Here is a 15,065-nt window from a genome sequence, read left to right as displayed (position 1 = left end):
ACAGCGCCGACACACCGTTGGCTAGGCGGCCAGGTGGCGCGCTTGCCGCTGCGGTGCCGCCGTAGTACCGACTTTCTGCTTCACGCCATGGCCGTCCCGGGCAAGCAATTGCGCCGCGTCGCCGGCGCCCATGCCCTGGTGTTGCAGCCAGCGGCCGACCAGCGCAGCCAGCCGGTCGAGCGCGATGCGGTGGGTGGCATCCGTGTTTGCATACAGCCAGTCGGAGAATGCCATAAAGCCGTCGAACGGGCGTGCGCCCAGCAGCACGTGGATCGTATGGTTGAAGCGGCCCGAGTTGGCAACCAGGTCCCAATAGCGGGCGAAGCGCACCAGCCGCTGCATCGTCGGGAAGTCGATGTCGCGGTTGGCCAGGATGGTGTACGGCGGGTGCGGATCGAACACCAGACCGAATTCCTGCGTGTGGCGGATGATCGGCGTGCCGCGCAGGCGTTTCAGGATGCCGAACTGGATTTCGTGCGGGCCAAGGGCCCACAGCTTGTCGAAGCCCTCGGCAAAGCTCTCCACCGTCTCCCCAGGCAGGCCGGCAATGAGATCGACGTGCATGTGCACGTGCGAGTGCTCGCACAGCCAGCGGATATTGTCGGCCGCCTTGCCGTTATCCTGCTTGCGGCTGATGTTCGCCTGCACGACGGGATTGAAACTCTGGATGCCGATCTCGAACTGCAGCGCTCCCGGCGGGAACCGGGCGATGCCTTCCTTGAGCGCGTCGGGCAGGTGGTCGGGCACCAGCTCGAAGTGGGCGTATACAGGATCGTCGGGATTGGCGGCCAGCTTATCCAGGAAGAACTGCATGATTTTGAGGCTGGTCTTGATGTTCAGGTTGAACGTGCGGTCGACGAATTTGAAGAGACGGGCGCCGCGCGCATACAGCGCCTCCATCTCCGCGAGGAAGGCGTCGATATTGAATGGCCACGCCGTCTTGTCCAGCGCGGACAGGCAGAATTCGCACTTGAACGGGCAGCCGCGCGAGGCTTCGACGTAGAGCGTGCGGTGCGCGATGTCCTCGTTGCTATATAAAGAGTAGGGCAGGGCGATGTCGGCCATCGGTGGCTGCACGCCCGCATGGACCTTCATCAGCGGCTTGGGGCCGTGCAGGATTTCGCCGCACAGCTTGGGGAAGGTGACGTCGCCCCAGCCGGTGACGACGTAGTCGGCCAGCTGCACGATGGCCTGTTCGTTCGTCTCGTGCGAAATCTCCGGCCCGCCCAGGACGACGACGACGTGGGGCGCCACCCTTTTCAGCATCGCGACGAGTTTGGTCGTTTCTTCGACGTTCCATATATAGACACCGAAGCCGACGATCTTCGGCTGCGTCGCCAGGATGCGTTCCACCAGCTCCGTTGTCTTCGCACCGATGACGAATTCCTGGATGCGCGTCTGCTCGCGCAGCTCGCCCATATTGGCTGACAGATAACGTAAGCCCAGCGAGGCGTGGGTGTAGCGGGCGTTCAGGGTGGAGAGCAGGATCGTCATGGCGTAGCGCTTGAGGGTATATCGCGGATCACGCATTTTACCCCTTGCGCGGCGGCTGGCGTTTCGCTATGATTCTGTCCCTGTCGCAACGCAGACGTGAAAACGAAGCGATGCGGCAGGGGATGTTTCCAGCGAGTTTGCTACAAAACGAAACATTCCGAGGGGTTGACGAGCTGCACGAAACACCGCATAATCTCATCTCTCTGTTGCTGACAAACACAACGATTTGTCGGGTTCCGAAAGGATCGCAGCAAGCGCCTCCGGGCAGAATTCTTTAACAATCAACAGTCGATAAGTGTGGGCGTTTGATGTGAGTGTGCCCGGGACTTCGGTCCCGATACTCAAAATATAGCATCAAACGCTCGCAAGAAATTTAACGTGACCTCGCAAGAGGAACGTCAGATTCTTGAGAGTGAATTTCTCCCAGTGGGAGGAATTCAAGACTACGTCCATTTATGGATGTTAAACAGAGATTAAACTGAAGAGTTTGATCCTGGCTCAGATTGAACGCTGGCGGCATGCTTTACACATGCAAGTCGAACGGTAACAGGGAGCTTGCTCCGCTGACGAGTGGCGAACGGGTGAGTAATATATCGGAACGTACCCAAGAGTGGGGGATAACGTAGCGAAAGTTACGCTAATACCGCATACGATCCAAGGATGAAAGCAGGGGACCGCAAGGCCTTGTGCTCCTGGAGCGGCCGATATCTGATTAGCTAGTTGGTAGGGTAAAGGCCTACCAAGGCATCGATCAGTAGCTGGTCTGAGAGGACGACCAGCCACACTGGAACTGAGACACGGTCCAGACTCCTACGGGAGGCAGCAGTGGGGAATTTTGGACAATGGGCGCAAGCCTGATCCAGCAATGCCGCGTGAGTGAAGAAGGCCTTCGGGTTGTAAAGCTCTTTTGTCAGGGAAGAAACGGGTGTGGCTAATATCTGCATCTAATGACGGTACCTGAAGAATAAGCACCGGCTAACTACGTGCCAGCAGCCGCGGTAATACGTAGGGTGCAAGCGTTAATCGGAATTACTGGGCGTAAAGCGTGCGCAGGCGGTTTTGTAAGTCTGTTGTGAAATCCCCGGGCTTAACCTGGGAATGGCAATGGAGACTGCAAGGCTAGAGTTTGGCAGAGGGGGTAGAATTCCACGTGTAGCAGTGAAATGCGTAGAGATGTGGAGGAACACCGATGGCGAAGGCAGCCCCCTGGGTCAAGACTGACGCTCATGCACGAAAGCGTGGGGAGCAAACAGGATTAGATACCCTGGTAGTCCACGCCCTAAACGATGTCTACTAGTTGTCGGGTCTTAATTGACTTGGTAACGCAGCTAACGCGTGAAGTAGACCGCCTGGGGAGTACGGTCGCAAGATTAAAACTCAAAGGAATTGACGGGGACCCGCACAAGCGGTGGATGATGTGGATTAATTCGATGCAACGCGAAAAACCTTACCTACCCTTGACATGTACGGAAGCCACGAGAGATCGAGGTGTGCTCGAAAGAGAACCGTAACACAGGTGCTGCATGGCTGTCGTCAGCTCGTGTCGTGAGATGTTGGGTTAAGTCCCGCAACGAGCGCAACCCTTGTCATTAGTTGCTACGAAAGAGCACTCTAATGAGACTGCCGGTGACAAACCGGAGGAAGGTGGGGATGACGTCAAGTCCTCATGGCCCTTATGGGTAGGGCTTCACACGTCATACAATGGTACATACAGAGGGCCGCCAACCCGCGAGGGGGAGCTAATCCCAGAAAGTGTATCGTAGTCCGGATTGTAGTCTGCAACTCGACTGCATGAAGTTGGAATCGCTAGTAATCGCGGATCAGCATGTCGCGGTGAATACGTTCCCGGGTCTTGTACACACCGCCCGTCACACCATGGGAGCGGGTTTTACCAGAAGTAGGTAGCTTAACCGCAAGGAGGGCGCTTACCACGGTAGGATTCGTGACTGGGGTGAAGTCGTAACAAGGTAGCCGTATCGGAAGGTGCGGCTGGATCACCTCCTTTCTAGAGTCGGCACGGATCGCAAGATCGTGCATCAAACGCTCACACTTATCGACTGTTGGATGAAGAAGAAACAGTAGCACCGCTGTGGTAACAATGCGGGTCTGTAGCTCAGCTGGTTAGAGCACCGTGTTGATAACGCGGGGGTCGTTGGTTCGAGCCCAACCAGACCCACCATATCAATGCCGTTGCGTAGTAGTTGAGCTGTAAAAATGATCTGGCTCTGCCAGGCATTTTTATCTGGCCCCACAAAAAAGTAGGTTTTCACTTTTTTGTGAAGAATTTATGGGGGATTAGCTCAGCTGGGAGAGCACCTGCTTTGCAAGCAGGGGGTCGTCGGTTCGATCCCGTCATCCTCCACCAAAAGCTTAAACGTAAGCGTGACTTGTTCGCTTTTACGTTTAGTCTTTTAGAGACTACTGCTGTTTCGTTCTTTAACAATCTGGAAGAAGTAAAGTTTTATTGAATGCATGAGACATCATGTGTTCAGGGTAGTAATAAAGCTCATCAAAAACACAGTAGTAAATGCTTGAACCGATAGCCGTCAAGGTTATAGGGACAAGTGAATAAGTGCACATGGTGGATGCCTTGGCGATTACAGGCGATGAAGGACGTAGTAGTCTGCGATAAGCTACGGGGAGCTGACAAACGAGCTTTGATCCGTAGATTTCCGAATGGGGAAACCCACCCTTTTAGGGTATCACTCACTGAATACATAGGTGTGTGAGGCGAACGCGGCGAACTGAAACATCTAAGTAGCTGCAGGAAAATAAATCAACCGAGATTCCCAAAGTAGTGGCGAGCGAAATGGGATGAGCCTGCATATGATAGTCGGACTGATAGTGGAAGCCTCTGGAAATAGGCGCCATAGTGGGTGATAGCCCCGTACGCGAAATCAGACCGGTGGTACTAAGTATGCGACAAGTAGGGCGGGACACGAGAAATCCTGTCTGAAGATGGGGGGACCATCCTCCAAGGCTAAATACTCGTAATCGACCGATAGTGAACCAGTACCGTGAGGGAAAGGCGAAAAGAACCCCGGGAGGGGAGTGAAATAGATCCTGAAACCGTGTGCATACAAACAGTCGGAGCGGACTTGTTCCGTGACGGCGTACCTTTTGTATAATGGGTCAGCGACTTACATTCAGTAGCGAGGTTAACCATATAGGGGAGCCGCAGAGAAATCGAGTCCGAACAGGGCGCTAGTTGCTGGGTGTAGACCCGAAACCAAGTGATCTACCCATGGCCAGGTTGAAGGTGCGGTAACACGCACTGGAGGACCGAACCCACTAATGTTGAAAAATTAGGGGATGAGCTGTGGGTAGGGGTGAAAGGCTAAACAAACTTGGAAATAGCTGGTTCTCTCCGAAAACTATTTAGGTAGTGCCTCAAGTATCACCATCGGGGGTAGAGCACTGTTATGGCTAGGGGGTCATCGCGACTTACCAAACCATTGCAAACTCCGAATACCGATGAGTGCGAGCTTGGGAGACAGACATCGGGTGCTAACGTCCGGTGTCAAGAGGGAAACAACCCAGACCGCCAGCTAAGGTCCCAAAGATTGGCTAAGTGGAAAACGAAGTGGGAAGGCTAAAACAGTCAGGATGTTGGCTTAGAAGCAGCCATCATTTAAAGAAAGCGTAATAGCTCACTGATCGAGTCGTCCTGCGCGGAAGATGTAACGGGGCTAAGCCAGTCACCGAAGCTGCGGATATGCGTAAGCATATGGTAGGAGAGCGTTCTGTAAGCCTGCGAAGGTGTCTTGTAAAGGATGCTGGAGGTATCAGAAGTGCGAATGCTGACATGAGTAGCGATAATGCGGGTGAAAAGCCCGCACGCCGTAAGCCCAAGGTTTCCTGTTCAACGTTCATCGGAGCAGGGTGAGTCGGCCCCTAAGGCGAGGCAGAGATGCGTAGCTGATGGGAAGCAGGTTAATATTCCTGCACCGTCGTATGATGCGATGGGGGGACGGATCGCGGAAGGTTGTCTGACTGTTGGAATAGTCAGTTTCTGGTTCATAGAAGGTGCTTAGGCAAATCCGGGCACGTAATTCAAGGGACTGGGACGAGGAACTTAGGTTCTGAAGCAATCGGAAGTGGTTCCAAGAAAAGCCTCTAAGCTTCAGTCATACGAGACCGTACCGCAAACCGACACAGGTGGGCGAGATGAGTATTCTAAGGCGCTTGAGAGAACTCGGGAGAAGGAACTCGGCAAATTGGTACCGTAACTTCGGGAAAAGGTACGCCCTTGTAGCTTGACCACTTTACTGTGGAAGGGTGAACGGGTTGCAATAAACTGGTGGCTGCGACTGTTTAATAAAAACACAGCACTCTGCAAACACGAAAGTGGACGTATAGGGTGTGACGCCTGCCCGGTGCTGGAAGATTAAATGATGGGGTGCAAGCTCTTGATTGAAGTCCCAGTAAACGGCGGCCGTAACTATAACGGTCCTAAGGTAGCGAAATTCCTTGTCGGGTAAGTTCCGACCTGCACGAATGGCGTAACGATGGCCACACTGTCTCCTCCCGAGACTCAGCGAAGTTGAAGTGTTTGTGATGATGCAATCTACCCGCGGCTAGACGGAAAGACCCCATGAACCTTTACTGTAGCTTTGCATTGGACTTTGAACCAATCTGTGTAGGATAGGTGGGAGGCTTTGAAGCGGGGACGCCAGTTCTCGTGGAGCCAACCTTGAAATACCACCCTGGTTTGTTTGAGGTTCTAACCTTGGTCCGTGATCCGGATCGGGGACAGTGCATGGTAGGCAGTTTGACTGGGGCGGTCTCCTCCTAAAGTGTAACGGAGGAGTTCGAAGGTACGCTAGGTACGGTCGGACATCGTGCTAATAGTGCAATGGCATAAGCGTGCTTAACTGCGAGACCGACAAGTCGAGCAGGTACGAAAGTAGGACATAGTGATCCGGTGGTTCTGTATGGAAGGGCCATCGCTCAACGGATAAAAGGTACTCTGGGGATAACAGGCTGATTCCTCCCAAGAGTTCATATCGACGGGGGAGTTTGGCACCTCGATGTCGGCTCATCACATCCTGGGGCTGTAGCCGGTCCCAAGGGTATGGCTGTTCGCCATTTAAAGTGGTACGTGAGCTGGGTTTAAAACGTCGTGAGACAGTTTGGTCCCTATCTGCCGTGGGCGTTGGAAATTTGAAGGGGGCTGCTCCTAGTACGAGAGGACCGGAGTGGACGAACCTCTGGTGTACCGGTTGTCACGCCAGTGGCATTGCCGGGTAGCTAAGTTCGGAAGAGATAACCGCTGAAAGCATCTAAGCGGGAAACTTGCCTTAAGATGAGATTTCCCAGAGCCTTGAGCTCTTTGAAGGGTCGTTCGAGACCAGGACGTTGATAGGTCAGGTGTGGAAGTGCAGTAATGCATTAAGCTAACTGATACTAATTGCCCGTACGGCTTGTCCCTATAACCTTGACGGTTGTGGCAAGCATTTACCCTGTGTGAGCTTTAACGAGTATTACCCCAACTTTACTTCTTCCAGATTCAAGAACACAGCTGCTCTGCCGAGAGCTGTGTTCTGTACAAGTCATGCCTGATGACCATAGCAAGTCGGTCCCACCCCTTCCCATCCCGAACAGGACCGTGAAACGACTTTGCGCCGATGATAGTGCTGCAACCAGTGTGAAAGTAGGTTATCGTCAGGCTGTTATACCGGAAAAAGCCTACCAGTGATCTGGTGGGCTTTTTTCATTTCCGCTTCATATCCCAGCACGTCGCCGACTTGGCGCACCGTCCCGAACCGTCGCTCCGCCGGGCACTGCCCGACGTCTCACTTTGCGCCGATTGCTCCGCCCGCCACTGGCGGACGTCGCTGCTGCAACCAGTGTGAAAGTAGGTTATCGTCAGGCTGTTATACCGGAAAAAGCCCACCAGTGATCTGGTGGGCTTTTTTCATTTCCGCTTCATATTCCCAGCACGCCGCCGACTTGGCGCACCGTCCCGAACCGTCGCTCCGCCGGGCACTGCCCGACGTCGCACTTTGCGCCGATTGCTCCGCCCGCCACTGGCGGACGTCGCTGCTGCAACCAGTGTGAAAGTAGGTTATCGTCAGGCTGTTATACCGGAAAAAGCCCACCAGTGATCTGGTGGGCTTTTTTCATTTCCGCTCCATATTCCCATCACGCCGCCGACTTGGCGCACCGTCCCGAACCGTCGCTCCGCCGAGCACTGCCCGACGTCGCACTTTGCGCCGATGATAGTGCTGCAACCAGTGGAAAGTAGGTTATCGTCCGGCTGTTATATAGACAAACCCCGTCCAGTGATCTGGCGGGGGTTTTTCGCATTGGGCCCAATAAAACAGGTGACAGACAGCGGCTCCTGCCAGCTGCCGCAAAGCTCGACGGCCGGCGGGAACTCCTGAGCATTCCTGCTGAGGCACCTGCCGTCGCTACTTTGCCCCAGAGCCTGTATTGCTCCCGATCGGAAACTAAAAGGCGGGCAAACCGAACCACCGATATCCGCTCGCCTTCATTTTCCTACCAGATTTTACGCCTCAGATCGCTCTCCAATCCTCACTGTTGTAGAGAATATTTCTTTTTCGCTGCACTGAGCACACCCATGCAAGCCGCTGTATTCTCGCCTGCTGATATCGTTTTTATAACTAAAACGGAGGTAAGGATGAGGATGCATATTGCAGTTGCTCTCGGGATGATGGCACTAACGGCGCAAGCGGATGCGGCCGCCGGTGTGCGCAGCGAAGTCGCGCGCACTACCTACGGCATCGTGCACGTCAAAGCCAACGATTACCGTAGCCTTGGCTATGGCACGGCGTATGCCTACGCGCAGGACAACGTCTGCATGCTGGCCGACACGCTGCTGACGGTGCGTGGCGAGCGTTCGCGCTACTTTGGCGGCGAGGCTCCCGCCACGCAGCCGAAAAACGGCGAGTACGGCGCGGCAATGGACACGTTCTACAAGCTGCGCAACGTGGACAGCGATTTCTTCTTCAAGGGCTATCTGGACCTTGAGCAGCTGCGCGCCGGCTATGCCGCCGGCTCGGCCGACGTGCGCGAGCTCCTGGCCGGTTATGCCGACGGCTACAATCGTTTTCTGAGCGATCACCAGGCGCGCCTGCCGAAGGCCTGCCGTGGCGCGGCATGGGTAAAGCCGATCGGCATCGACGACGTGTACCTGCTCATTGCCGAGAAATCGCTGCACGCCTCCGGCGAAGCGTTCGCCAGCGCCATTCTTGCGGCATCGCGCGACCCGTCCGCGCCGCTGCCGGCACTTGGCGACACCATGCCCGAGGCCACACAGCCCCTGCCGACCGGCATGAAGGCCGGGGTGGGCAGCAATGCGATCGCGTTCGGCAGCGAGGCAACCGCGAACGGGCGCGGCCTGCTGCTGGGCAATCCGCACTATCCGTGGACCAGCACCGACCGCTTCTATCAACTGCACCTGACCATTCCCGGCAAGTACGATGCAATGGGCGTCAGCCTGGGTGGCCTGCCGATGGTCTCCATCGGCTTCAACAAGGATGTAGCGTGGACGCATACCGTCACGGCGGCCTACCACTTCACCACGTTCGTGCTCACGCTCGATCCGTCCGATCCGACCGGGACGACGTACGTCTATGACGGTGCGCCCGTCAAGATGACCGAGCGGCGCGTCAGCGTCGATGTCCTGCAGGCCGACGGCTCCATCGCCAAGAAGCAGCGCGCCTTCTACTTCAGCAAGCACGGCGCCGTGATCGTCATGCCGCAATCCGGCGTGGACTGGACGCGCTACAGCGCCTTCGTCCTGGGCGATGCCAATCGCCTCAACACGCGTCTGGCCGAACAGTGGCTGGCTATCGGCAAGGCTGACAGCGTCGAGGCACTGCGGCGCAGCGCGAATGCCATCACGGGTCTGCCTTGGGTGAATACCATCGCCGCAGACAGCGACGGCAACGCCATGTATCTTGATGCCAGCGCGGTGCCGCACGTGGCCCCGGAGCGCTTCGCGTCCAACTGCATGCTGGTACCGGCCCTTGTCGGTCTCGACGGCTCGCGCAGCGAATGCGAATGGGGCCAGGACGCCGATACGCCCAAGGGGCTGTTCGGCGCGGCCAATACGCCGGTATTGGTCCGCAAGGATTATGTGGCAAATTCAAACGACAACTACTGGCTCGCCAATGCCAGGTCGCCGCTGATGGGGCCTGCTCCATACGGCTACTCGCCGCTGTACGGCCAGCCCGGCACGGCGCAATCGCTTCGTACGCGTATCGGGCTGCTGCAGATCGAGTCGGCGCTGGGCGACGGCCGCTTCCTGCGTGCGGAGGACTTGTCAGGCTTGTTGTTCCGCAACCGCGTCTATGCGGCGGAACTGGTTCTGCCTGAGCTGCTGAAGGCATGCTTCAAATCGCACGACCTGCGCCTGCTCGCGCCCTGCACGGTGCTCAGCGCGTGGGATCGCAAGGCCAATGCCGACAGCCGCGGCGCCGTGCTGTTCCGCGAGTTCTGGAACATGGCGCGCGTGCTGCCGGGACTGTGGTCGGTACCGTTCAACCCCGCCGACCCGGTCAACACGCCCCGCGGTGTCTCGGCAACGGCCATGCCTGCGCTGCTGGACGCGTTGCGCGGCGCGACAGACAAGCTGCAGTCGTTGGGTGTGCCGCTCTACGGCCGGCTGGGCGACTACCAGACGCAGACCCGCAACGGCCGGCGTATTGGCCTGCATGGCGGCCAGGGCGACGAGGATGGCGTCTTCAACGTAGTCACGATGGCGAGCGATCTGACGTCCTCCGGCTACCGCGACGTGGCGTGGGGCACGAGCTATGTCCAGCTGGTCGGCTTCGATCACGCGGGACCGGTGGCGAAAGGCTTGCTGACGTATGGCCAGTCGGTCGACCCGCAGTCGCCGTACTACGCGGACCAGCTGTCGCTGTTCACGCAGAAGACGCTTGTGACGCTGCCGTTCACGGAGGCGCAGATCCGCACCGACCGCAACTACACACGGATGGTCCTGACGGACAAGTAGTGAGCAAGTAATGGCAATAAGGCCGCCCCGACGTCCCGCGCATTCGTTGCACCGTTGCGTGCGCCGCCACGCGGGGCGGTCGATTCCGATACCTCGGCCGCACCTTTGCGGACCGTCAAACGCCGCCAGGCAGCTGCTTGCGATGATGATCGTTGATTCATCGGGAGCGGGCCATGTGGCACATATTGATTGCGCTTGTTTGCGGCGCCTTGCTGGCGGGCTGCGGGGACGGCGGCATCGCACCGCGTTCGGGGCGCGGTGCCGAGCTGGTGCGCACGTCGCATGGCGTCGTCCACGTCCGGGCTGACGATTTTGGCGGCATCGGCTTCGGCCTTGCGTACGCGTATGCCGAAGACAATGTCTGCATGCTGGCCGATACCTTGCTGACCGTGCGCGGCGAGCGATCGCGCTACTTTGGCGGCGATGCCGGTCCGACCATCGGCAAAAATGGCGAATACAGCGTTGCCATCGATTACCTGAACCAGCATACGTTCGACCTGCGCAATGAAGACAGCGATTTTTTCTTCAAGGCCTACCTCGACGTGCAGCAGCTGCGTGCCGGCTATGCTGCCGCCAGTCCGGACGCGAGGGCGCTGCTGCATGGCTACGTTGCCGGCTACAACCAGTATCTGCGCGAGCACGGCCACGCATTGCCTGCCGCCTGTCGCGGCGCACCATGGGTGAAGCCGATCGGCATTGACGACATATATCTCCTCATCGCGGAGAAAGCAATCCATGCATCGGGCCAGGTCTTCCCGCACCAGATCCTGGCCGCGGCACGCGATGCGCAAGGCGGCGTGCGTCTCGCAGCAGCGGTGCCTGCGCCGCAGTGGCCGGCGATGGGGCTGGGCAGCAACGGCGTCGCGCTGGGTGGCGACGTGACCGTCAATGGCAAGGGGATGCTGCTCGCCAATCCACACTATCCCTGGTTCAGCACGGACCGCTTCTATCAGGTCCATCTGACAGTGCCCGGTGTCTACGACGTGATGGGCGTCAGCCTGGGCGGCCTGCCGACGGTGCTTATCGGCTTTAACAAGGATATCGCGTGGACCCATACGGTAACGAAAGCCGCGCACTTCACCACGTTCCGGCTACGGCGCGACAAGCGCGATGCGGCGGGCCTTACCTATCTCGTCGACGGCGCGCCCGAGAGGATGACGGAGCGCGTCGTCGAAGTCCAGCTGCGCCAGGCGGACGGCTCGCAGCGCGCGCGTCGCAAGACCTTCTATTACACCAGGTTGGGCATATTGATGGACGCGCCTGGGCTGCCGATCGACAGTGGCGATTTCGTCGTGCTGGGGACCCGAACCGCAACAATACAAGGCTTGTGGACCAATGGCTGGCCATGGGCCGTGCCGACAGCGTACGGTCGCTGCGGGCGGCGCTGGCCCGTATCATGGGCCTGCCGTGGGTGAATACGGTGGCCACCGACCGATATGGCAATGCGCTGTACATCGACAGCAGCGTCGTGCCGCATATGGCAACCGAAACATTCTTGTCCGGCTGCCGGCTGTTTGGCCTGCCGCTGCTGTTCGACGGCTCGCGCAGTGCCTGCCACTGGGGTGCCGATCGCCGTGCGCCGCCAGGCATCTTTGGTGCGGAGAGTGCCCCGTGGCTGCTGCGCCGCGATTACGTGTCGAATTCAAACGACGGCTACTGGCTGACCAACAGCCGTCAGTTGTTGACCGGTCCGGGGCAGTCCCGGTACTCGCCCATGTACGGCCCTACGCATACGCCACAACATCTGCGCACGCGCCTGGGGTTCGTCCAGCTTGACGCGCTGCTGGCACAACGGAGTGCCCTGGAGCTGGCCGACCTGCGCGATCTGGTGTTTTCCAATCGGGTCCACGCGGCGGAACTGGTCCTCCCTGACCTGTTGGCGGGTTGCGCGGGTACTGTCGACGTCACGCTGCGTGCGGCGTGCGGCGTCCTGGCCGCCTGGGACCGCAAGGTTGAGCTGGACAGCAGGGGCGCGCTGCTGTTTTGGCAATTCTGGCTGAAAGCCGTCAAGCTGCCACCCATATGGGCCGTGCCGTTCGATGCCGCCGATCCGGTCCATACGCCGCGCGGGGTGGCGCCGGACGTGTTGCCGCCGCTGCTGGCACAGTTGCAGGAAACCGCAATAGAGCTGACGGCCATGGGCATACCGCTCGACGCACCGCTGCGCGACTATCAGGTCGACTACCGCGCCGGTATCCGCACGGCGCTGCACGGCGGCATCGGCGATATCGATGGGGTGTACAACGCATTGCACATGAGCTTTCCTCTGACACCTCAGGGATATGAGCACGTAGTCTGGGGGACTAGCTATGTCCAGCTGGTCACGTTTGACGATGCGGGGCCGGTCGCACATGGGGTGCTAGTGTATGGCCAGTCGACGGATCCGCTGTCGGCGCATTATGGCGACCAGCTGCCGCTGTACACATCGAAAGAGCTGCTGCGCCTGCCGTTCAGCGAGAATGAAATCCGCGCCGACCGGAACTACCGGCGTACGACGCTGCCCCAGAAATAGTGGTTGCGGAGAGCGCAGAGCTTTGCTATGATTCTGTCCCTGCCGCAACGCAGATGTGAAAACGAAACGATGCGACAGTGTGAGGCCCGCAGTGCGGGGCTGAACAAAGTGCCTTGAGCGGCGCTGAACGAAGAAAAAAGAGAGTTGACGAGCTGCACGAAACACCGCATAATCTCATCTCTCTGCTGCTGACAAACACAACGATTTGTCGGGTTCCGAAAGGATCGCAGCAAGCGCCTCCGGGCAGAATTCTTTAACAATCAACAGTCGATAAGTGTGGGCGTTTGATGTGAGTGTGCCCGGGACTTCGGTCCCGATACTCAAAATATAGCATCAAACGCTCGCAAGAAATTTAACGTGACCTCGCAAGAGGAACGTCAGATTCTTGAGAGTGAATTTCTCCCAGTGGGAGGAATTCAAGACTACGTCCATTTATGGATGTTAAACAGAGATTAAACTGAAGAGTTTGATCCTGGCTCAGATTGAACGCTGGCGGCATGCTTTACACATGCAAGTCGAACGGTAACAGGGAGCTTGCTCCGCTGACGAGTGGCGAACGGGTGAGTAATATATCGGAACGTACCCAAGAGTGGGGGATAACGTAGCGAAAGTTACGCTAATACCGCATACGATCCAAGGATGAAAGCAGGGGACCGCAAGGCCTTGTGCTCCTGGAGCGGCCGATATCTGATTAGCTAGTTGGTAGGGTAAAGGCCTACCAAGGCATCGATCAGTAGCTGGTCTGAGAGGACGACCAGCCACACTGGAACTGAGACACGGTCCAGACTCCTACGGGAGGCAGCAGTGGGGAATTTTGGACAATGGGCGCAAGCCTGATCCAGCAATGCCGCGTGAGTGAAGAAGGCCTTCGGGTTGTAAAGCTCTTTTGTCAGGGAAGAAACGGGTGTGGCTAATATCTGCATCTAATGACGGTACCTGAAGAATAAGCACCGGCTAACTACGTGCCAGCAGCCGCGGTAATACGTAGGGTGCAAGCGTTAATCGGAATTACTGGGCGTAAAGCGTGCGCAGGCGGTTTTGTAAGTCTGTTGTGAAATCCCCGGGCTTAACCTGGGAATGGCAATGGAGACTGCAAGGCTAGAGTTTGGCAGAGGGGGGTAGAATTCCACGTGTAGCAGTGAAATGCGTAGAGATGTGGAGGAACACCGATGGCGAAGGCAGCCCCCTGGGTCAAGACTGACGCTCATGCACGAAAGCGTGGGGAGCAAACAGGATTAGATACCCTGGTAGTCCACGCCCTAAACGATGTCTACTAGTTGTCGGGTCTTAATTGACTTGGTAACGCAGCTAACGCGTGAAGTAGACCGCCTGGGGAGTACGGTCGCAAGATTAAAACTCAAAGGAATTGACGGGGACCCGCACAAGCGGTGGATGATGTGGATTAATTCGATGCAACGCGAAAAACCTTACCTACCCTTGACATGTACGGAAGCCACGAGAGATCGAGGTGTGCTCGAAAGAGAACCGTAACACAGGTGCTGCATGGCTGTCGTCAGCTCGTGTCGTGAGATGTTGGGTTAAGTCCCGCAACGAGCGCAACCCTTGTCATTAGTTGCTACGAAAGAGCACTCTAATGAGACTGCCGGTGACAAACCGGAGGAAGGTGGGGATGACGTCAAGTCCTCATGGCCCTTATGGGTAGGGCTTCACACGTCATACAATGGTACATACAGAGGGCCGCCAACCCGCGAGGGGGAGCTAATCCCAGAAAGTGTATCGTAGTCCGGATTGTAGTCTGCAACTCGACTGCATGAAGTTGGAATCGCTAGTAATCGCGGATCAGCATGTCGCGGTGAATACGTTCCCGGGTCTTGTACACACCGCCCGTCACACCATGGGAGCGGGTTTTACCAGAAGTAGGTAGCTTAACCGCAAGGAGGGCGCTTACCACGGTAGGATTCGTGACTGGGGTGAAGTCGTAACAAGGTAGCCGTATCGGAAGGTGCGGCTGGATCACCTCCTTTCTAGAGTCGGCACGGATCGCAAGATCGTGCATCAAACGCTCACACTTATCGACTGTTGGATGAAGAAGAAACAGTAGCACCGCTGTGGTAA

General features: G+C 57.3%; 4 protein-coding genes, 2 tRNA genes and 4 rRNA genes. 9 read left to right on the top strand and 1 reads right to left on the bottom strand.

Features of this window, described 5'->3' with window-relative positions; all coding sequences use genetic code 11:
- Positions 1–21: 21 nt before the first annotated feature.
- Positions 22–1,494, bottom strand: coding sequence for a B12-binding domain-containing radical SAM protein (locus E1742_RS14940; RefSeq protein WP_134388182.1), 1,473 nt, complete (start codon positions 1,492–1,494; stop codon positions 22–24).
- A gap of 475 nt (positions 1,495–1,969) precedes the next feature.
- Here E1742_RS14940 and E1742_RS14935 point away from each other — a divergent pair.
- The 9 genes from E1742_RS14935 (at position 1,970) to E1742_RS14895 (ending at position 14,974) form a co-directional block, all read left to right on the top strand.
- Positions 1,970–3,499: ribosomal RNA gene (locus E1742_RS14935) — 16S ribosomal RNA — on the top strand.
- A gap of 97 nt (positions 3,500–3,596) precedes the next feature.
- Positions 3,597–3,673: transfer RNA gene (locus E1742_RS14930), tRNA-Ile, on the top strand.
- A gap of 110 nt (positions 3,674–3,783) precedes the next feature.
- Positions 3,784–3,859, top strand: a tRNA-Ala gene (locus tag E1742_RS14925).
- Between the two features lie 193 nt (positions 3,860–4,052).
- A 23S ribosomal RNA gene (locus E1742_RS14920) occupies positions 4,053–6,925 on the top strand.
- A gap of 126 nt (positions 6,926–7,051) precedes the next feature.
- Positions 7,052–7,164, top strand: a 5S ribosomal RNA gene (rrf, locus tag E1742_RS14915).
- The 16S, 23S and 5S rRNA genes sit together here with 2 tRNA genes alongside, the layout of an rRNA operon.
- A gap of 1,003 nt (positions 7,165–8,167) precedes the next feature.
- On the top strand, positions 8,168–10,477 hold the full coding sequence (locus E1742_RS14910) for a penicillin acylase family protein (RefSeq protein WP_166793494.1): 2,310 nt from the start codon (positions 8,168–8,170) through the stop codon (positions 10,475–10,477).
- A 173-nt stretch (positions 10,478–10,650) separates the two neighbouring features.
- Positions 10,651–11,892, top strand: a complete 1,242-nt coding sequence (locus E1742_RS27390; RefSeq protein WP_371860157.1) for a penicillin acylase family protein — start codon at positions 10,651–10,653, stop codon at positions 11,890–11,892.
- A complete protein-coding gene (locus tag E1742_RS27385) occupies positions 11,805–12,989 on the top strand; it encodes a penicillin acylase family protein (protein ID WP_371860156.1) in 1,185 nt (394 codons plus the stop codon). The genes E1742_RS27390 and E1742_RS27385 overlap by 88 nt, the downstream gene beginning before the upstream one ends.
- Before the next feature lie 454 nt (positions 12,990–13,443).
- A 16S ribosomal RNA gene (locus E1742_RS14895) occupies positions 13,444–14,974 on the top strand.
- Positions 14,975–15,065 lie beyond the last annotated feature (91 nt).

The sequence above is a fragment of the Pseudoduganella plicata genome, assembly GCF_004421005.1.
In the GTDB taxonomy this organism is placed as follows: Bacteria; Pseudomonadota; Gammaproteobacteria; order Burkholderiales; family Burkholderiaceae_D; genus Rugamonas; species Rugamonas plicata.
Note: the sequence above shows the minus strand (reverse complement) of the source record. Positions and strands in the feature narration are given on the sequence as shown.

What these genes read in the sequence shown, in the direction of transcription:
- E1742_RS14910 (WP_166793494.1), top strand. Translation starts at nt 8,168, where the DNA reads ATGATGGCACTAACGGCGCAAGCGGATGCGGCCGCCGGTGTGCGCAGC.
- E1742_RS27390 (WP_371860157.1), top strand. Translation starts at nt 10,651, where the DNA reads ATGTGGCACATATTGATTGCGCTTGTTTGCGGCGCCTTGCTGGCGGGC.
- E1742_RS14940 (WP_134388182.1), bottom strand. Translation starts at nt 1,494, where the DNA reads ATGACGATCCTGCTCTCCACCCTGAACGCCCGCTACACCCACGCCTCG.